Source organism: Paraburkholderia hospita, assembly GCF_002902965.1.
GTDB classification, from domain to species: domain Bacteria; phylum Pseudomonadota; class Gammaproteobacteria; order Burkholderiales; family Burkholderiaceae; genus Paraburkholderia; species Paraburkholderia hospita.
Genome location: NZ_CP026105.1, coordinates 941,878 through 958,743 on the forward strand (window position 1 = coordinate 941,878; position 16,866 = coordinate 958,743).

General features: G+C 62.3%; 18 protein-coding genes. 15 read left to right on the forward strand and 3 right to left on the reverse strand.

The annotated features are described in order from the left end of the window. Positions 1–132 precede the first annotated feature (132 nt). A complete protein-coding gene (locus C2L64_RS04195) occupies positions 133–1,056 on the forward strand; it encodes a histone deacetylase family protein (RefSeq protein WP_007576463.1) in 924 nt (307 codons plus the stop codon). A 38-nt stretch (positions 1,057–1,094) separates the two neighbouring features. Further along, entirely contained in the window at positions 1,095–1,904 is an 810-nt protein-coding gene (locus C2L64_RS04200) for an enoyl-CoA hydratase (RefSeq protein ID WP_090838110.1), read from the forward strand. A 6-nt stretch (positions 1,905–1,910) separates the two neighbouring features. On the opposite strand, the gene C2L64_RS04205 is transcribed toward C2L64_RS04200, so the two are convergent. Next, the gene (locus tag C2L64_RS04205) at positions 1,911–2,786 is read right to left on the reverse strand and encodes an alpha/beta hydrolase (RefSeq protein ID WP_090838147.1); all 876 of its coding nucleotides are present in this window, start codon (positions 2,784–2,786) and stop codon (positions 1,911–1,913) included. A 238-nt stretch (positions 2,787–3,024) separates the two neighbouring features. Here C2L64_RS04205 and C2L64_RS04210 point away from each other — a divergent pair, with 238 nt between their 5' ends. The 6 genes from C2L64_RS04210 to C2L64_RS04235 all read left to right on the forward strand — a co-directional run bounded on the left by C2L64_RS04210 (position 3,025) and on the right by C2L64_RS04235 (position 9,382). Beyond that, complete coding sequence (locus C2L64_RS04210) at positions 3,025–4,059, forward strand: methionine ABC transporter ATP-binding protein (RefSeq protein WP_086917922.1); 1,035 nt, start codon at positions 3,025–3,027, stop codon at positions 4,057–4,059. Further along, entirely contained in the window at positions 4,049–4,702 is a 654-nt protein-coding gene (locus tag C2L64_RS04215; protein WP_079500036.1) for a methionine ABC transporter permease, read from the forward strand. Before C2L64_RS04210 ends, C2L64_RS04215 begins: the two co-directional genes overlap by 11 nt. Positions 4,703–4,730: 28 nt before the next feature. Next, a complete protein-coding gene (locus C2L64_RS04220; RefSeq protein ID WP_079500201.1) occupies positions 4,731–5,531 on the forward strand; it encodes a MetQ/NlpA family ABC transporter substrate-binding protein in 801 nt (266 codons plus the stop codon). Between the two features lie 245 nt (positions 5,532–5,776). Next, positions 5,777–6,526 (forward strand): electron transfer flavoprotein subunit beta/FixA family protein, encoded by a 750-nt coding sequence (locus tag C2L64_RS04225; RefSeq protein ID WP_079482285.1) that lies wholly within the window; start codon positions 5,777–5,779, stop codon positions 6,524–6,526. Between the two features lie 26 nt (positions 6,527–6,552). Continuing rightward, positions 6,553–7,488 (forward strand): electron transfer flavoprotein subunit alpha/FixB family protein, encoded by a 936-nt coding sequence (locus C2L64_RS04230; protein WP_103153667.1) that lies wholly within the window; start codon positions 6,553–6,555, stop codon positions 7,486–7,488. A 103-nt stretch (positions 7,489–7,591) separates the two neighbouring features. Then, a complete protein-coding gene (locus C2L64_RS04235) occupies positions 7,592–9,382 on the forward strand; it encodes an acyl-CoA dehydrogenase (RefSeq protein ID WP_103153668.1) in 1,791 nt (596 codons plus the stop codon). A gap of 91 nt (positions 9,383–9,473) precedes the next feature. Here C2L64_RS04235 and C2L64_RS04240 read toward each other — a convergent pair whose 3' ends face one another. Beyond that, entirely contained in the window at positions 9,474–10,760 is a 1,287-nt protein-coding gene (locus tag C2L64_RS04240; protein WP_090835801.1) for a D-amino acid dehydrogenase, read from the reverse strand. A 166-nt stretch (positions 10,761–10,926) separates the two neighbouring features. Between C2L64_RS04240 and C2L64_RS04245 the strand changes: the two genes are divergently transcribed. Further along, a complete protein-coding gene (locus C2L64_RS04245) occupies positions 10,927–11,415 on the forward strand; it encodes an Lrp/AsnC ligand binding domain-containing protein (protein ID WP_007580208.1) in 489 nt (162 codons plus the stop codon). A gap of 111 nt (positions 11,416–11,526) precedes the next feature. Then, positions 11,527–12,672 (forward strand): PA0069 family radical SAM protein, encoded by a 1,146-nt coding sequence (locus C2L64_RS04250; protein ID WP_090835800.1) that lies wholly within the window; start codon positions 11,527–11,529, stop codon positions 12,670–12,672. 8 nt (positions 12,673–12,680) lie between these two features. On the opposite strand, the gene C2L64_RS04255 is transcribed toward C2L64_RS04250, so the two are convergent. Beyond that, positions 12,681–13,148, reverse strand: coding sequence for an NINE protein (locus tag C2L64_RS04255; protein ID WP_090835812.1), 468 nt, complete (start codon positions 13,146–13,148; stop codon positions 12,681–12,683). 399 nt (positions 13,149–13,547) lie between these two features. On the opposite strand from C2L64_RS04255, the gene rpsP reads away from it, so the two are divergent. From rpsP to C2L64_RS04280, 5 genes are all read left to right on the forward strand, one after another. Then, positions 13,548–13,802, forward strand: a complete 255-nt coding sequence (rpsP, locus tag C2L64_RS04260) for a 30S ribosomal protein S16 (protein WP_006050280.1) — start codon at positions 13,548–13,550, stop codon at positions 13,800–13,802. 95 nt (positions 13,803–13,897) lie between these two features. Then, positions 13,898–14,602, forward strand: a complete 705-nt coding sequence (rimM, locus tag C2L64_RS04265) for a ribosome maturation factor RimM (RefSeq protein ID WP_090835799.1) — start codon at positions 13,898–13,900, stop codon at positions 14,600–14,602. Between the two features lie 25 nt (positions 14,603–14,627). Then, entirely contained in the window at positions 14,628–15,395 is a 768-nt protein-coding gene (gene trmD / locus C2L64_RS04270; protein WP_007580216.1) for a tRNA (guanosine(37)-N1)-methyltransferase TrmD, read from the forward strand. A 145-nt stretch (positions 15,396–15,540) separates the two neighbouring features. Further along, entirely contained in the window at positions 15,541–15,930 is a 390-nt protein-coding gene (gene rplS, locus C2L64_RS04275) for a 50S ribosomal protein L19 (RefSeq protein WP_007580217.1), read from the forward strand. A 93-nt stretch (positions 15,931–16,023) separates the two neighbouring features. Continuing rightward, positions 16,024–16,722 (forward strand): CoA pyrophosphatase, encoded by a 699-nt coding sequence (locus tag C2L64_RS04280; RefSeq protein WP_090835798.1) that lies wholly within the window; start codon positions 16,024–16,026, stop codon positions 16,720–16,722. Positions 16,723–16,866: the final 144 nt, after the last annotated feature.

Here is a 16,866-nt window from a genome sequence, read left to right on the forward strand (position 1 = left end):
AGCGTTGCGGCATCACGGTCTCGGCGCATCGTGTGGTAACTTCGTAGTATTCGCGCAACCTGCTTGCGTCAATGGACGGAGACATGCAACGCGCTTTCGCACTTCGCGAGGCGCGCTGCCCGAAATCAACACATGGCAACCGGTTTCTTTTCACACGCAGACTGTCTGCAACACGAGATGGGTCAATGGCATCCCGAATGCCCGGCCCGGCTGCAGGCAATCGAAGACCAGCTGATCGCGAGCCGCATTGGCGAGCTGATAGAGCGCGAGTCCGCACCGCTTGCCGACGAAGCCGCGCTGTTGCGCGTGCATACGAAGGCACACGTCGACTACCTCCGCGAACGCGCGCCGAGTGAGGGCTACGCGGAGATCGATCCCGACACATCGATGAACCCGCATACGTGGAACGCCGCGTTGCGTGCAGCGGGCGCGGCTGTCGCGGCGACGGATGCCGTGATCGAAGGCCGTTACGACAATGCGTTTTGCAGCGTGCGGCCGCCTGGTCATCACGCCGAGCCGGCGCGCGCGATGGGCTTCTGCTTTTTCAACAACGTCGCGATTGCCGCGCGGCACGCGCTCGAAGTGCATGGCCTCGAACGCGTCGCGATCATCGATTTCGACGTGCATCACGGCAACGGCACCGAGGCCGCGTTTTCGAACGACTCGCGCGTGCTGATGTGCAGCATCTTCCAGCATCCGTTTTATCCGTTCACGGGCGCCGACAATCAGGCGCCGAACATGTGCAATGTGCCGATTGCCGCACGCTCGAAGGGCATGGTCGTGCGCGAGGCCGTCGACATGATCTGGCTGCCGCGTCTCGACGCATTCAAGCCGCAGATGCTGTTCGTATCGGCGGGTTTCGACGCGCATCGCGAGGACGATCTCGGCAACATGGCGCTCGTCGAGGACGACTATGCGTGGATCACGGAGCAGATTCGCCAGGTTGCGGCGAAGTACGCGAAAGGGCGCATCGTCAGCTGTCTGGAAGGCGGCTACAACCTGTCGGCGCTGGGGCGCAGCGTCGTCGCCCACGTGCGGGCGCTTGCCGATATCTGAAGACGGGCGGCGCGCATCGGAAGAGAGACCATCACATCATGAGTGCAGATGCAGCGGCTCCACTGATCGAAGTCACGCAAGACGCTTATGACCTGCGCGGCGTCGTGCGTCTCACGCTGAACCGTCCGGATGCGTTCAATGCGCTCTCCGAGGCGCTGCTCGACGACATGCAGACGCATCTCGCCGATATCGCGAAGAGCGACACGCGCGTCGTCGTGATCGCGGGCGCGGGCCGCGCGTTTTGCGCGGGGCACGATCTGAAGGAAATGCGCGCGGCGCCGTCGCTCGATTACTACCAGTCGCTGTTCGCGCGCTGCACGAAGATGATGCTGTTGATCCAGCGCCTGCCGCAGCCGGTGATCGCGCGCGTGCATGGCACGGCGACGGCGGCGGGCTGTCAGCTCGTCGCGATGTGCGATCTCGCCGTCGCCGCGGATACCGCGCGCTTCGCTGTGTCGGGCGTCAATCTCGGGCTGTTTTGCGCGACGCCGTCGGTGCCGTTGTCGCGCAACCTGTCGCGCAAGGCCGCGCTCGAAATGCTGCTGACGGGCGACTTCATCGACGCAATGGCGGCGAAGCAGCAAGGCCTCGTGAATCGCGTGGTGCCACTCGACATGCTCGATGCCGAAGTCGCCGCGCTCGCGAAGAGCATTTGCGCGAAGCCGCGCGCGGCTGTCGAAGCGGGCAAGGGCCTGTTCTACCGGCAGCTCGAAATGGGCATCGAAGCCGCGTATCAACTGGCCGGGCAGACGATGGCCTGCAACATGATGGACGAGTCGGCGCTCGAAGGCGTGCAGGCGTTCATCGACAAACGGCCGCCCGACTGGCCGCACACGTCGGGCCGCTAGGCCAACTTATTCCGAACGTTTCAAAATCCACGCGACGAGCGCGTCGATCACGCGCTCACGGTCGAGATCGTTCATCGTCTCGTGATAGCTGCCTTCGTAGAGCGTCAGCGTCTTGTCGGGCGAACCGGCATGCGCGCCGAAGTCTCGGCTGCCGTTGGGCTCGGTGAGTTTGTCGGCCGTGCCGTGCCAGATTAAAAGCGGCGTGCGCAGGCCCGCGCGGCCCTGTTCGATGCGCTGCATCGCGAGCAGCAGTTCGGCGCCCGTGCGCGCGGGAATCGCGCCGTGATGCACGAGGGGATCGTTGCGGTTCGCATCGACCACGCTCGGATCGCGCGACAGCAGCGCCGCGTCGATTTTCATCGCCGGGAAGGTGGGCCATGCGCGGCTGATTTTCTGGCTCAGCGCCAGCATCCAGCGCGGCACGTCGCGCCCCGGCGCGAGCGCGGGACTGGACAGGATCAGTCCGTTCAAATGGCGTCGTTGCGCCGCCTGCTTTTCGATCGCGTAAAGCGCTGCGATCGCGCCACCCATGCTGTGGCCCATCAGGAACAGCGGGCCGTCGTTGCGGTTGGCCTCGGTGATGAGCGCGTCAGTGTCGAGCAGATACTCGTCGAAGCGTTCGATCCACGCGCGCCGGCCCGGCGCATCGCCGTGTCCGCGCAGATCGATGGCGATCAGTTCGATCCCATTCGCATTGAGTGCCTGCGCGAGCGGCGCGTACCGTCCCGCGTGCTCGGCGAGACCGTGGACCAGCGCGACCGTCGCGCAGCGCAGCCCCGCCGCGCGCCAGCGATAGAGCGGCAGTTCGAGGCCGTCGCGCGTGAGCGTCCGCGTGCGTTCCGGGTTTCGCGCGGCGGAAGCGGCGGTTTGGGAGGTCTCCATGAGCATTCGTCCGATGTTTGTAGATTGCGCTCGATCATAGCGGCATGCGCATGACCGTTCGCATCCGATGAAACGGAGCCATCCTCTAATTCCACTGTGTTATGAAAGATGACGAATTGATTATTAAAGGATATGACACGGCTGCGGTAAAATTGCCGGCTCAAATCCCAATAAAAGTCACGGCGGCCGGTGCCCGGGGCGTGCAACGCTCGATGGCAAGTCCGCCGTTTCGTTTTTCATGATCGAACTACGCAACCTATCGCAGCGTTTTCCGGGGCCACGGGGCTGGATCGAAGCGCTGCACAACGTCAATCTGTCGATTCCTCGCGGTGAGGTGTTCGGCATCATCGGACGCAGCGGCGCCGGCAAGAGCACGCTGGTCCGCACAATCAACCTGCTGACGCGCCCAACGGAAGGTAATGTCGTCATCGACGACCGTGATCTCACGACCATGCCCGCCGCGCAGCTGCGCGAGGCGCGCCGCGAGATCGGCATGATCTTCCAGCACTTCAATTTGCTGTCGTCGCGCACGGTGTACGACAACGTCGCGCTGCCGCTCGAACTGGCCGGCATGAAGCGCGCCGAGATCGAGACGCATGTGCTGCCGCTGCTCGATCTGGTCGGCTTGTCGGCGCAGAAGGATCGCTATCCGTCGCAGATCAGCGGCGGGCAGAAGCAGCGCGTCGGCATTGCCCGCGCACTCGCGAGCAAGCCGAAAGTCCTGCTCTCCGACGAAGCAACGTCCGCGCTCGACCCCGAAACGACGCGCGCGATTCTCGATCTGCTCAAGCGCATCAATCGCGAATTGAAGCTGACCATCGTGCTGATTACGCACCAGATGGAAGTCATCAAGCAGGTGTGCGACCGCGTCGCCGTGCTCGACAACGGCCGCGTGGTCGAAGAGGGCAAGGTCATCGACGTGTTCCTGCAACCGCACCACGAAGTCACGCGCGCGCTGATCGGCGACGTGATCGCCCAGGAGTTGCCGCCTGCGATGAAGGCGCGCGTCGCCGAGCGTCTGAAGACGGGCAGCGGCCATTTGCTGCGGCTCGCGTTCACGGGTTCGGGCGTCGATCAGCCGATTCTCTCGGAGACGATCCGCCGCTACGAACTGGACTTCAACATCCTGCACGGCCAGATCGACGAGATCCAGGGGCAGGCGTTCGGCTCGCTCGCGGTCCTCGCGGGCGGCGAGCCGACGAAGGTGGCGCAGGCGCTGACGTATCTGCGCGAACAGGGCGTGGTGGTCGAGGAGTTGTCGTATGTTGAGTGAAATGTTCGATATGTTCGTGCAGTCGTTCTGGGAGACGCTGATCATGGTCGGCATCTCGGGACTGATCGGCGCGGCCGTCGGCCTGCCGCTCGGCGTGCTGCTCTATCTGACCGACCGCCAGGGCGTGCTGCAGAACATCGCCGCCAATCGCGCGATGGGCGTGGTCGTCAATGCCGTGCGCTCGACACCGTTCATCATTCTGCTCGTCGCGGTGATTCCGTTTACGCGCCTCGTGGTCGGTTCGTCGATCGGTACGGCGGCGGCCGTCGTGCCGCTGACGATCGCCGCCGCGCCGTTCATCGCGCGGCTCGTCGAGACGGCGTTGCGTGAAGTCGATCGTGGGCTGATCGAAGCGGCGCAGGCAATGGGCGCGACCACCTCGCAGATCGTGTTCAAGGTGCTGCTGCCGGAGTCGCTGCCGGGCATCATCGCGGGTCTGACGATCACCTTTGTTTCGCTGGTCGGTTATTCGGCGATGGCGGGCGCGATTGGCGGCGGCGGTCTGGGCGACCTTGGCATCCGCTACGGGTATCAACGTTTTCTGCCGGAAGTGATGGTGACGGTCGTCGTGATCCTGATCGTCTTCGTGCAACTGGTGCAGTCGTTCGGGGATTGGCTCGTGCGTCGTTTGAGCCACAAATAATCACATTCAATAAGACAAAGGTTTGGTCATGCAACGTCGTTTCATTCTGAAGGCCGCAGCCGTGCTGGGCGCGGCATCGCTCATCGGCGCATCATCGCTCGCATTCGCCGACGAATCGATCAAGGTCGGCGTGACGGGCGGCCCGCACGCGCAACTGATGGACGTCGTGAAGTCGGTCGCGGCGAAGAACGGCCTGAACATCAAGGTCATCGAGTTCTCGGATTACGTGCAGCCGAATGCGGCGCTCGCGGGCGGCGACCTCGACGCGAACAGCTACCAGCACGACCCGTATCTGCAGGCGCAGGTGAAGGATCGCGGCTACAAGCTGATCAAGATCGCCGATACGGTCACATTCCCGATGGGTATCTATTCGAAGAAGGTGAAGACGCTGGCCGAACTGCCGGCGGGCGCGAAGATCGCCGTGCCGAACGATCCGACCAACGGCGGCCGCGCGCTGCTGTTGCTGCAGAAGCAGGGCTTGATCAAGCTGCGCGCCGACGCGGGCCTGAAGGCGACACCGCTCGATATCGTCGAGAACCCGAAGAAGCTGAAGATCGTCGAACTCGACGCGGCGCAGATTCCGCGCTCGCTCGGCGACGTCGATGCCGCTGCGATCAACACGAACTTCGCGATGGAAGCGGGTCTGAAGCCGAAGCAGGACGCCATCGCGATCGAAGATCCGAAGGGTCCGTACGTGAACGTCATCGCGATCCGCGAGGCGGACCGCAACAAGCCGTGGGTGGCGAAGCTGATCGCGGCTTACCACTCGCCGGAAGTGAAGCAGTTCATCGAAAGCAAGTTTGGCGGCGCGGTGATCGCGTCCTGGTGATCCGGAGTTGCGCCGCGTTATGCGGCGATGGGCGGTGCGTTGGACCGTGTTGTCTGAAGAATCGGTAGGAACCCGGGCTTGGCGTCCGGGTTTTTTTAGATATAGAATAGCACGACCGTTCGCTATTTCCGTCATCCCGTCGGGGAGCGATATCCTCAACACCAAGCAATCCCGGAGCGGCTGCCGCAGACGCTGTCGCTATAATGTCCGTCGGGTTGACGTATTCGTAACTTTGGAGCGTGTGCATGAAAATCCTGGTGCCAGTCAAGAGAGTGGTTGACTACAACGTGAAGGTCCGCGTGAAGTCGGACAACACAGGCGTCGACATTGCGAATGTGAAGATGTCGATGAATCCATTCGACGAAATCGCCGTCGAAGAAGCCGTGCGCCTGCGCGAAGCGGGCGTGGCGACGGAAGTGATCGCTGTGTCGGCGGGCGTGACGCAATGTCAGGAAACGCTGCGCACGGCGCTGGCGATCGGCGCGGACCGCGCGATCCTGATCGAATCGGGTGAAGACCTGCAACCGCTGGCTGTGGCGAAGCTGCTCAAGGCGCTGGTCGACAAGGAACAGCCTCAACTGGTGATTCTCGGCAAGCAGGCGATCGACGACGATTCCAACCAGACGGGCCAGATGCTCGCTGCGCTGGCGAATCTCCCGCAGGCGACGTTTGCATCGAAGGTTGTCGTGGCGGATGGCAAGGCGACGGTGTCGCGCGAAGTGGATGGCGGCGCGGAAACGTTGTCGCTCACGCTTCCGGCTGTGATCACGACCGATCTGCGCCTGAACGAGCCGCGCTATGTGACGCTGCCGAACATCATGAAGGCAAAGAAGAAGCCGCTTGAAATCGTGAAGCCCGAAGATCTGGGCGTCGATGTCACGCCGCGTCTGAAGACGCTGAAGGTCAGCGAGCCGCCGAAGCGCTCGGCTGGTGTGAAGGTGGCCGATGTGAAGACGCTGGTCGAGAAGCTGAAGACCGAAGCCAAAGTGCTTTGATCGACGGACACGCGGAGACGAATGAAATGACGATTCTGGTAATTGCTGAACACGACAACGCGGCGCTGAAGGCAGCGACGCTCAATACGGTTGCTGCCGCGCAGAAGATTGGTGGCGACGTTCATGTGCTGATTGCGGGTCACAACGCGCAAGGCGCGGCTGATGCCGCTGCGAAGGTGGCGGGCGTGGCGAAGGTGCTGCTCGCTGACGCGCCGCAACTGGCAGCAGGCCTCGCGGAAAACGTCGAGGCGACGGTGCTGAGCATCGCAAAGGATTACTCGCACATTCTCGCCCCGGCGACGGCCTACGGCAAGAACATCGCGCCGCGTATTGCGGCGAAACTCGATGTCGCGCAGATCAGCGACATCACGGCTGTCGATTCGGCCGATACGTTCGAGCGCCCGATCTACGCTGGCAACGCCATCGCCATCGTGCAATCTCAAGATCCCATCAAGGTCATCACGGTGCGCTCGACGGGCTTTGATCCGGTTGCAGCGGAAGGTGGCAGCGCGTCGGTCGAGAAGATCGAAGCGGCAGCAGATACGGGCCTCTCGCAGTTCGTGAGCCGTGAAGTGACGAAGCTGGATCGTCCGGAACTGACGTCGGCGCATGTCATTGTGTCGGGCGGTCGTGGTCTGGGCAGCGGCGAGAACTACACGAAAGTGCTGGAGCCACTGGCCGACAAGCTCGGCGCGGCAATGGGCGCATCGCGCGCAGCCGTCGATGCTGGCTACGTGCCGAACGACTATCAGGTCGGTCAGACGGGGAAGATCGTCGCGCCGCAGCTTTACATCGCGGTCGGCATCTCGGGCGCGATCCAGCATCTGGCTGGCATGAAGGACTCGAAGGTTATCGTCGCAATCAACAAGGACGAAGAAGCGCCGATTTTCAGCGTCGCGGATTATGGCCTCGTCGGCGATCTGTTCACCGTCGTGCCGGAGCTGGTGAAAGAACTCGGCTGATAAAGCGACACGCCGCCTGACGGCGCACGACAGCAAAGCGAAGAGGCGCGAGGATGTTGAATCCAGCGCCTCTTTTTTCATCGGAGTCAGGGAGGAGACACACATGAGCTACACGGCACCCATCAAGGACATGATGTTCGCGATGCAGGAACTGGCCGGACTGGATGACATCGCAGCGCTGCCCGGCTTTGAAGATGCGAACGCTGAAACCGCACAAGCCGTGCTCGAAGAATCCGCGAAGCTGTGCGGCGAAGTGCTCGCGCCGCTGAACGTCGAAGGCGACAGGAACCCGAGCAGCTGGAAAGACGGCCACGTCACAGCGACGCCCGGTTTCGCCGATGCGTTCCGCCAGTTCGCCGCGGGCGGCTGGCAGGGCGTGCAGCATCCCGTCGAATACGAAGGCCAGGGCCTGCCGAAGCTGATCGCGACGGCGTGTATCGAGATGCTTAACGCGTCGAACCTGTCGTTCGCGCTGTGTCCGCTGCTGACCGATGGCGCGATCGAGGCGCTGCTCACGGCGGGCACTGAAGCGCAAAAGCAGACCTACGTGCCGAAGCTCATCTCGGGCGAATGGACTGGCACGATGAATCTCACCGAGCCGCAAGCCGGCTCCGATCTCGCGCTAGTGCGCACGCGCGCCGAGCCGCAGGGCGATGGCTCTTTCAAGCTGTTCGGCACGAAGATTTTCATCACGTGGGGCGAGCACGACATGGCGGACAACATCGTCCACCTCGTGCTCGCACGCACGCCGGATGCGCCTGAAGGCGTGAAGGGCATTTCGCTGTTCGTCGTGCCGAAGTTCCTCGTCAACGAGGATGGATCGCTGGGTGAGCGCAACGACGTGCACTGCGTGTCGATCGAACACAAGCTCGGGATCAAGGCGAGTCCGACGGCCGTTCTTCAGTTCGGGGATCATGGGGGAGCCATCGGTCACCTGATCGGTGAAGAGAATCGCGGCCTCGAATACATGTTCATCATGATGAACGCGGCGCGGTTTGCGGTCGGCATGCAGGGCGTGGCCATATCGGATCGTGCGTACCAGAAGGCTGTGGCTTACGCGAAGGACCGCGTGCAGAGCCGGCCAGTGGACGGCTCCGCGAAGCAGGCCGTATCGATCATTCATCATCCCGACGTGCGACGCATGCTGTCGACGATGCGCGCGCTCACGGAAGGCTCGCGCGCATTGGCGTACGTCGCGGCGTCGCACAGCGATCTCGCGCATCGGCATCCTGAGGAAGCGAAGCGTACGGAACATCAGGCGATCTACGAATACCTGGTGCCGATCGTGAAGGGCTGGAGCACGGAGCTATCGGTGGATGTGGCGAGCCTTGGCGTGCAGGTGCATGGCGGCATGGGCTTCATCGAAGAAACGGGCGCAGCGCAGTACTATCGCGACGCTCGCATCCTGCCGATTTACGAAGGCACGACGGCCATTCAGGCGAACGATCTCGTCGGGCGCAAGACAGTGCGCGACGGCGGCGCAGTTGCAAAAGTACTGCTTGCGCAGATTGCGCAGACGGTCGAAGCACTGAAGCAGCATAAGGGCGCAGCGTTCGATTCGATGCAAAAGCACTTGTCACTTGGACATGATGCGTTGCAGTCGGTCGTGGCGTATGTCGTCGCGAATACGAAGAGCGATCCGAATGCAGTGTTCGCAGGCAGCGTGCCGTATCTGAAGCTTGCGGGCATTGTGCTGGGCGGCTGGCAGATGGCGCGCGCGATGCTCGCAGCGCAAGAGAAACACGCGCAAGACCCATCGTTCTACGGCGCGAAGATCGCGACCGCGCAGTTCTTCGCGGAACATCTGCTGCCGCAGGCGGTGGCGCTAGAAGCGTCGATCACCAGCGCGAAGGGCGGCGAGGGCATCCTCGCGTTGTCCGAAGACCAGTTCTGACGACGCTCGATGCGCGTCGCGTAGAAAACCAAAGCACAAAAAAACAACGGCGCCACGAGGCGCCGTCGTTGTTGCATCAGGAGGAACCGAATCAGGCGTAAGCCGGACGCGTCTGACCCGTCGCTTCGCCGAGATAGCGATGCACCGACAGATCGCCCGACTGGATCGCCGGACGCTTGCCCGAGATCAGGTCGGCGAGCAGTTGGCCCGAGCCGCACGACATCGTCCAGCCGAGCGTCCCGTGTCCCGTGTTCAGGAACAGGTTCGACACGGGCGTGCGGCCGACGATCGGCGTGCCGTCCGGTGTCATCGGACGCAGGCCCGTCCAGAATGTCGCTTTCGACGTATCACCGCCGCCCGGGAACAGGTCGTTGACGCACATCTCAAGTGTCTCGCGACGCGCCTGCTTCAGCTTCTTGTCGAAACCCACGATCTCCGCCATCCCGCCGACGCGAATCCGGTCGTCGAAACGCGTGATCGCGATCTTGTACGTCTCGTCGAGCACCGTCGACACGGGCGCCGACTTTGCATCGACGATCGGCGCGGTGATCGAGTAGCCCTTGAGCGGATACACGGGAATCTTGACGATGTCCGACAGGAACTTGGTCGAGTACGAACCGAGTGCGACGACGAAGCTCTCCGCACGCACCATCTCGCTGCCGCACTTCACGCCGGCGATGCGCCCGCCTTCCATCGCGAGTGCGTCGATCGGCGTGTTGTAGCGGAATTTGACGCCCAACTGCTCGGCGAGCGCGGCAAGGCGCGTCGTGAACAACTGGCAGTCGCCCGTTTCGTCGCCGGGCAGGCGCAGGCCGCCCGTCAGCTTGTGTGCCGTTGCGGCGAGCGCGGGTTCGGCGCGTGCGAGATCGTCCGGCATCAGCAGTTCGTACGGCACGTTCGCTTCCTCGAGCACGGCGATGTCCTTCGCCGCGCCATCGAGTTGCTGTTGTGTGCGGAACAGTTGCAGCGTGCCGCCCGTACGGCCTTCGTAGTGGATCCCCGTTTCGGCGCGCAGCGCCTGCAGGCAATCACGGCTGTATTCGGCGAGGCGCACCATGCGGCCCTTGTTGACGGCATAGCGCGCGGACGTGCAGTTCTGCAGCATCTGCCACATCCATTGCAGCTGGAATTGCGTGCCGTCGAGCCGGATAGCGAGCGGCGCGTGCTTCTGGAACATCCATTTGACGGCCTTTAGCGGCACGCCCGGCGCGGCCCACGGCGCGGCGTAGCCCGGCGAAATCTGGCCGGCGTTGGCAAAGCTCGTTTCGAGCGCAGGACCCGCTTCGCGATCGATCACTGTGACTTCATGACCCGCGCGCGCAAGATAATAGGCGGTCGTTACCCCAACGACGCCACTGCCCAGAACGACAACTCGCATAGCTGCTCCATAAAGGTCGGAAGGCCGCGGCGTGATGGAAAACCTCGTTTTTTCGTGCTTTTGTTCGATTGACGCGGTGATTTGCCGGATGCCTAGTGTTAACCGCTATACTATTTGCGTCGAGGTAGGTTTTGTTATCGTATTTTTCAGATTTTCGGTAAATACCATGCGTACACAGCGTCAACCGATTCGATCGCTCGATAAACTCGATCACAAGATCCTGAAAATCCTCCAGCAGGACGGCCGGATCGCGATGAAGGAGTTGGCCGAACAGGTGGGTCTTTCGGTGACGCCGTGCATCGAGCGCGTCAAGCGCATGGAGCGCGACGGCGTCATTACGGGCTATCACGCGCGCGTGAACCCGGCGGAGCTGGGCGCGGCGCTGCTGGTGTTCGTCGAGATCACGCTCGATCACAAGAGCGGCAACATGTTCGACCAGTTCCGGCGCGAAGTGCAGAAGATTCCTGAGGTGCTCGAATGCCATCTGGTTTCGGGCGATTTCGACTATCTGATCAAGGCGCGGATCGGCGAAATGGCGGACTACCGGAAGCTGCTCGGCGACATCCTGTTGCAACTGCCGGGCGCGGTGCAGTCAAAGAGCTATGTCGTGATGGAAGAAATCAAGGAAACGCTGAACATTGCTGTAGGCGAATGACACTTACGGCGAGGCTCGCGGGCGGTTGACTCGGCCCCGAAAGTCACGCTCGACAAAAGCTGCAAACACTGTATATTTGTACAGTATTCCGCGTTGCTTTTGCCGTGTTCCGTGACCGACTACGATCGAGACATTCCCGAATTTCCAATCGCGCCACCTGCTCCGCGCAAGGGGCGGGGCGCGGTCACAAATCTGCAGGGCCGCTACGAAGTGGACCAGCGCGAGTCCGTCGACGATGGCTGGATCGCGCCGTCGGAAGAGGAAAGCGGGCGTCCCGCGTTGCGCACGCAGATATTCGAGGAGCGCGCGAAAAGCATCCTCACGCACAACCAGTCGCCGGATATTCCGTTCAGCGTATCGTTGAATCCGTATCGCGGGTGCGAGCATGGCTGTATCTATTGCTTCGCTCGGCCTACACACAGTTATCTCGGCCTGTCGCCGGGACTCGACTTCGAAAGCCGGATCTACGCGAAGGTCAACGCGCCGGAACTGCTCGCGCGTGAAATGGGGAAGAAGTCCTACGTGCCGGAGCCGATCGCGCTTGGCGTGAACACGGATGCATGGCAGCCGGTCGAGCGGGACCTTCAGCTCACGCGGCGCGTGATCCAGGTCATGAGCGAGCACAACCAGGCGTTCGCCGCGATCACCAAAAACTCGCTGATCGAGCGCGATATCGATCTGCTCGCACCGATGGCCGAGAAAGGGCTAATGATGGCGGCCATCACTATCACGACGCTCGATGCCGATATCGCCCGCACACTGGAGCCGCGCGCTGCCACGCCCGCGCGGCGCCTCAGGACAATCCGCGCGTTGAGCGAGGCGGGCATACCGGTGGGTGTGAGCATTGCGCCCGTGATTCCGTTCGTCACCGATCAGGACATGGAGCGCGTGCTGGAGGCTTGCGCGGAAGCGGGCGCGACGAGCGCGAGCTATATCGTGTTGCGTCTGCCTTGGGAAGTTGCGCCGCTCTTCAAAGGCTGGCTGGAAGCGCATTTCCCCGACCGCGCCGAGCGCGTGATGAACCGCGTGCGCGACATGCGCGGCGGCAAGGACTACGACTCGTCGTTTTCGACGCGCATGAAGGGCGAGGGGCTATGGGCTGATCTGCTCAAGCAGCGCTTTGCGAACGCGGTGCGGCGGCTTGGTTTGAATGCGCGCAATCACGGCATTCTCGATATGTCGCATTTCAAGCGTGTCGAGTTGCCCAAACCGCTTAAACCGGCTACGCCCGACACGCCTCAATTGAGTCTTTTCTGAGGGCGACCTTATTGCGAGATCGCTTTTGCGGCCTCGACCTGAGATTCGAAGTAGGTCTGGAACGACAGCGCGAGTCCCGTCATCAGGAGGAATGCGCCGATCAGCAGCGAAAAGATCACGACGAAGATGACGGTCCAGCCGGAACGGCTCTGCTGGTCGGTGTGCGCGTTGAACTGGGCGTCCCATTTTTCGTCGGGGCGCAGGCCGTAGACGATCGCCGCGAGGAAAGCCGCCAGCATCGACACGGCGCCGGGAAACGCGAGCAACCAGCCCATGATCGCGGCGCGCTCGGTGGCGGCGAGCAGCATGAAGCCAGGAATACCGATGATCGTTCCAACGAGGTGCGCCCAGCCCCACACGTCGCGCAAGCCGTACAGATAGAAGCGGTGTGCGCCGAGCGTGCCGAAGAAGAACGCGAGCGCGGCGGTAAGGGTCTTGGAGCGAAAGCGCGAGTTATGCGTAGCGACGGTGGCCATGAGCGTGAGCGACAGGATGACGGACGGCTTCGGGGGCTGCGGATCCCGCGCACAGCCGTCGCGCATTCTACGCCGGCCGCATCGCGCGCGGCACTTGTGGAGACTTATGCCGGCATTCCGCGGCGGTCCGGCGCGAAGTGCATGTGACACGGAGACGGCGGCGCAGCGTGGCATCCGCGCGACGGTGTCCTGAGAAACAGGCGAAACAGCCGTCAGCAAGGGTTTCACGGCGCTTCCACGCGGCTTGGACGGACTATCTGGAGCTGGCAAGCACGGCGTTGAGTCTCGGCTACCGCCCCGCGGCTCAGTTTATCCCGCTAAGTGTTTGTTGTGCTTTCGGTTTCCGGCTATAATCGCACGTTTCAGTAGTTTCGAACCCCGGTTTTCAAGGATTCCAGTATGGTCATCATCCGCTTGGCTCGTGGCGGCTCGAAGAAGCGCCCTTTCTACAACATCGTTGCAACCGATTCGCGTAACCGTCGTGACGGCCGCTTCATCGAGCGCGTTGGTTTCTACAACCCGGTCGCTACGAAAGGTGAGTCGCTGCGTATCGCTCAAGATCGCCTGACGTATTGGCAAGGCGTTGGCGCACAACTGTCGCCGACGGTCGAACGTCTGGTGAAGGAAGCGCAAAAGGCGCAACCGGCTGCTTAAGTGCAGTTTCACGGTACATCGACGGCTCGTGCGGCATTGGTTCTGTGCGAGTCCGAAATGTGCAGGTTTGACGTATGCAGGCTTGAGGTTCGCTGATGTCGGAGCGTGATTCGGATAGTTCAGGACGCGCTAAGGCGAAAACACAGCCTGGCGCGCGAGCGTCGTTTGGCGCGTTTGTCCGCAAGCCGGTCGAACGGCCTGCGGCGAATGCGGCAACGGCCGAAGCCGCGCAGGACATGCAGGCTGAATCGGCCGAAAGCTGGCCCGACGACGCTGTCGAAGTCGGCGCAATCGTCGATGCATACGGTCTCAAAGGCTGGGTGAAGGTGGCCGCGCATGCAAATGCCGGTCAAGGCGGCGACGCCTTGCTCAACGCCAAACGCTGGTGGCTCGAGAAGGGCCGCGAGCGCAAATCGGCGCCCCGCCTGCAGTCCAAGGTTCATGGCGACAGTATCGTTGCGCAACTCGGCGGCCTGGCCGACCGGGATGCCGCGTTCGCAATGCGCGGTCATCGCGTCTACGTGCGCCGCAGCGATTTCCCTGCGCTGGGAACCGACGAATTTTACTGGGTCGACCTGCTGGGCCTCGATGTGGTCAACGAGGCAGGCGTCGAACTCGGCAAAGTGGCAGATCTGATCGACAACGGTGCGCAGTCGGTGTTGCGCATCGAGTATCCGGCTACTGACAAAGACGGCGAGCCGGTCACCGGCGAGCGCTTGATCCCGTTCGTCGGCGTCTTCATCAAAACGGTGGATCAGGCGGCGAAGAAGATCATCGTCGACTGGGAAGCCGATTACTAAAACATTTCGCTTCACGGAGAGAGCGATGCAGTTCGATATCGTTACGCTCTTTCCTGAAATGTTTCGCGCGTTGACCGAGTGGGGTATTACGAGCCGCGCGGCGAAGCAGGAGCGATATGGGTTGCGCACGTGGAATCCGCGTGATTTCACAACCGACAACTACCGCACAATCGACGATCGCCCGTACGGCGGCGGCCCCGGCATGGTGATGCTGGCCAAACCGCTGGAAGACGCGATCGGTGCGGCGAAAGCGGCGCAGGCGGAGCAGGGCATCGGCGGCGCGCGCGTCGTGATGATGTCGCCGCAAGGCACCACGCTCAATCACGACAAGGTCATGCGCTTTGCCGCTGAGCCTGGTCTGATTTTGCTGTGCGGCCGCTACGAAGCGATCGATCAACGTCTGATCGACCGCGTCGTCGACGAAGAAGTCAGTCTCGGCGACTTCGTGCTGTCGGGTGGCGAGTTGCCGGCCATGGCGTTGATCGATGCCGTCGTGCGTCATTTGCCGGGTGTGCTGAACGACGCGCAATCGGCGGTGCAGGATAGCTTCGTCGATGGTTTGCTCGATTGCCCGCACTACACGCGTCCCGAGGAATACGACGGCGTTCGTGTACCCGATGTGCTGCTCGGCGGCCATCATGCGGAAATCGAGCAGTGGCGGCGGCGCGAAGCACTGCGCAATACGCTGGTCAAGCGGCCCGATCTGATCGTTCAGGCCAGAAAGAACAAGTTGTTGAGCCGTGCCGACGAGGCGTGGCTCACAAATCTCGCCAAGGAAGCGTCGAAGCATTGAGCTTCGCGCAACGAAGCGGGATCAGGCGGAACCGTCCATGCGTGGCCGGTTCCAGATGTGAACCCATCCTCTATCGGGGCCGTAGCCGAACGCGCGATGCGCGAGGCAGGTACGAACGCCGACAAGATGGCAACAGGAGTCAGTAATGAATCTGATTGCAAAACTCGAGCAGGAAGAAATCGAGCGCGCGCTCGCAGGCAAGACCATCCCCGAATTCGCTCCCGGCGATACGGTGATCGTGAGCGTGAACGTCGTTGAAGGTACCCGCAAGCGCGTTCAGGCTTACGAAGGCGTCGTGATCGCGAAGCGTAATCGTGGCCTCAACTCGGCGTTCATCGTCCGCAAGATTTCGTCGGGCGAAGGCGTCGAGCGTACGTTCCAAACGTATTCGCCGCTGCTGGCAAGCATCGTCGTCAAGCGTCGTGGCGATGTGCGTCGTGCAAAGCTGTACTACCTGCGCGAACGTTCGGGCAAGTCGGCTCGGATCAAAGAAAAGCTGGTGTCGAAAGACCGCGCTGCAGCTGCTCAAGAGTAAAAGCTGTAAGAAAAAGCACCCTCCACGGGTGCTTTTTTGTTTGCCAGGTCAAAATAGCGTCGTGTCCCACCAGCGCTCGTTTCGAGACTTCCATTGACCGCGCCTTCCCGTCCCTCTCGTCCCGTCTTTGATCCCGAAAGCTTGCCTGTCGAACCGGCCGATGTCGATCTGCCCGCCGTCGCGCCCGAGCGTCTGACGCCGGACAGCCTGCGCGCACGCTTCGAACAAAACGTGCCGTGGGAGCGGGAGACGCGCGAAGTGCGGTGGCGCGAAACGGGCGATCCGCGTGTCGCCGCCGTGCTGGTGGCGCTGGTCGTGCGCGATGGGGGACTGACCGTGCTGCTCACGCAGCGCACCGCGCATCTGAATGATCACGCGGGGCAGGTCAGCTTTCCCGGCGGCCGCCACGAACCCCACGACGCCACGACGACGGCAACCGCCTTGCGCGAAGCGCAGGAAGAGGTCGGCCTGGATCCTTCGCGCGTCGAAGTGCTGGGCGCGCTACCCGAGTATCTGACGGGCACGGGTTTTCGCGTGACGCCCGTCGTCGGTCTCGTGCATCCGCCGTTCACGGTTCAGGCGGACACCTTCGAGGTGGCGGAGATTTTCGAGGTCCCACTAAGCTTTTTGATGGACCCGAAGAATCACGAGGTGCGCGTGCTGAACTGGGAAGGCGGCGAGCGTCGTTTTTTTGCAATGCCGTATCCGCGCGGCGAAGTAGGCGGCGATTACTTCATCTGGGGCGCAACGGCGGGCATGTTGCGCAATTTCTATCGCTTCCTCGCTGCATGATGCATAGCCGCGCGATCGGCATGCAGTCTCGCTGCATTACGTTTGTATTGCAGCCGCTCAGCCTCATCCGACCCTGTGCTATCGTAGTGACCAATTCCGCTCATCGGACCGGATCGGCCGGCAAGAACCGCCCGGTAAGAACTC

Bases quoted from the DNA above. Each gene is read 5' to 3' on its own strand.
- C2L64_RS04195 (WP_007576463.1), top strand. From the start codon at position 133: ATGGCAACCGGTTTCTTTTCACACGCAGACTGTCTGCAACACGAGATG.
- C2L64_RS04200 (WP_090838110.1), top strand. From the start codon at position 1,095: ATGAGTGCAGATGCAGCGGCTCCACTGATCGAAGTCACGCAAGACGCT.
- C2L64_RS04205 (WP_090838147.1), bottom strand. From the start codon at position 2,786: ATGGAGACCTCCCAAACCGCCGCTTCCGCCGCGCGAAACCCGGAACGC.
- C2L64_RS04210 (WP_086917922.1), top strand. From the start codon at position 3,025: ATGATCGAACTACGCAACCTATCGCAGCGTTTTCCGGGGCCACGGGGC.
- C2L64_RS04215 (WP_079500036.1), top strand. From the start codon at position 4,049: ATGTTGAGTGAAATGTTCGATATGTTCGTGCAGTCGTTCTGGGAGACG.
- C2L64_RS04220 (WP_079500201.1), top strand. From the start codon at position 4,731: ATGCAACGTCGTTTCATTCTGAAGGCCGCAGCCGTGCTGGGCGCGGCA.
- C2L64_RS04225 (WP_079482285.1), top strand. From the start codon at position 5,777: ATGAAAATCCTGGTGCCAGTCAAGAGAGTGGTTGACTACAACGTGAAG.
- C2L64_RS04230 (WP_103153667.1), top strand. From the start codon at position 6,553: ATGACGATTCTGGTAATTGCTGAACACGACAACGCGGCGCTGAAGGCA.
- C2L64_RS04235 (WP_103153668.1), top strand. From the start codon at position 7,592: ATGAGCTACACGGCACCCATCAAGGACATGATGTTCGCGATGCAGGAA.
- C2L64_RS04240 (WP_090835801.1), bottom strand. From the start codon at position 10,760: ATGCGAGTTGTCGTTCTGGGCAGTGGCGTCGTTGGGGTAACGACCGCC.
- C2L64_RS04245 (WP_007580208.1), top strand. From the start codon at position 10,927: ATGCGTACACAGCGTCAACCGATTCGATCGCTCGATAAACTCGATCAC.
- C2L64_RS04255 (WP_090835812.1), bottom strand. From the start codon at position 13,148: ATGGCCACCGTCGCTACGCATAACTCGCGCTTTCGCTCCAAGACCCTT.
- rpsP (WP_006050280.1), top strand. From the start codon at position 13,548: ATGGTCATCATCCGCTTGGCTCGTGGCGGCTCGAAGAAGCGCCCTTTC.
- rimM (WP_090835799.1), top strand. From the start codon at position 13,898: ATGTCGGAGCGTGATTCGGATAGTTCAGGACGCGCTAAGGCGAAAACA.
- trmD (WP_007580216.1), top strand. From the start codon at position 14,628: ATGCAGTTCGATATCGTTACGCTCTTTCCTGAAATGTTTCGCGCGTTG.
- rplS (WP_007580217.1), top strand. From the start codon at position 15,541: ATGAATCTGATTGCAAAACTCGAGCAGGAAGAAATCGAGCGCGCGCTC.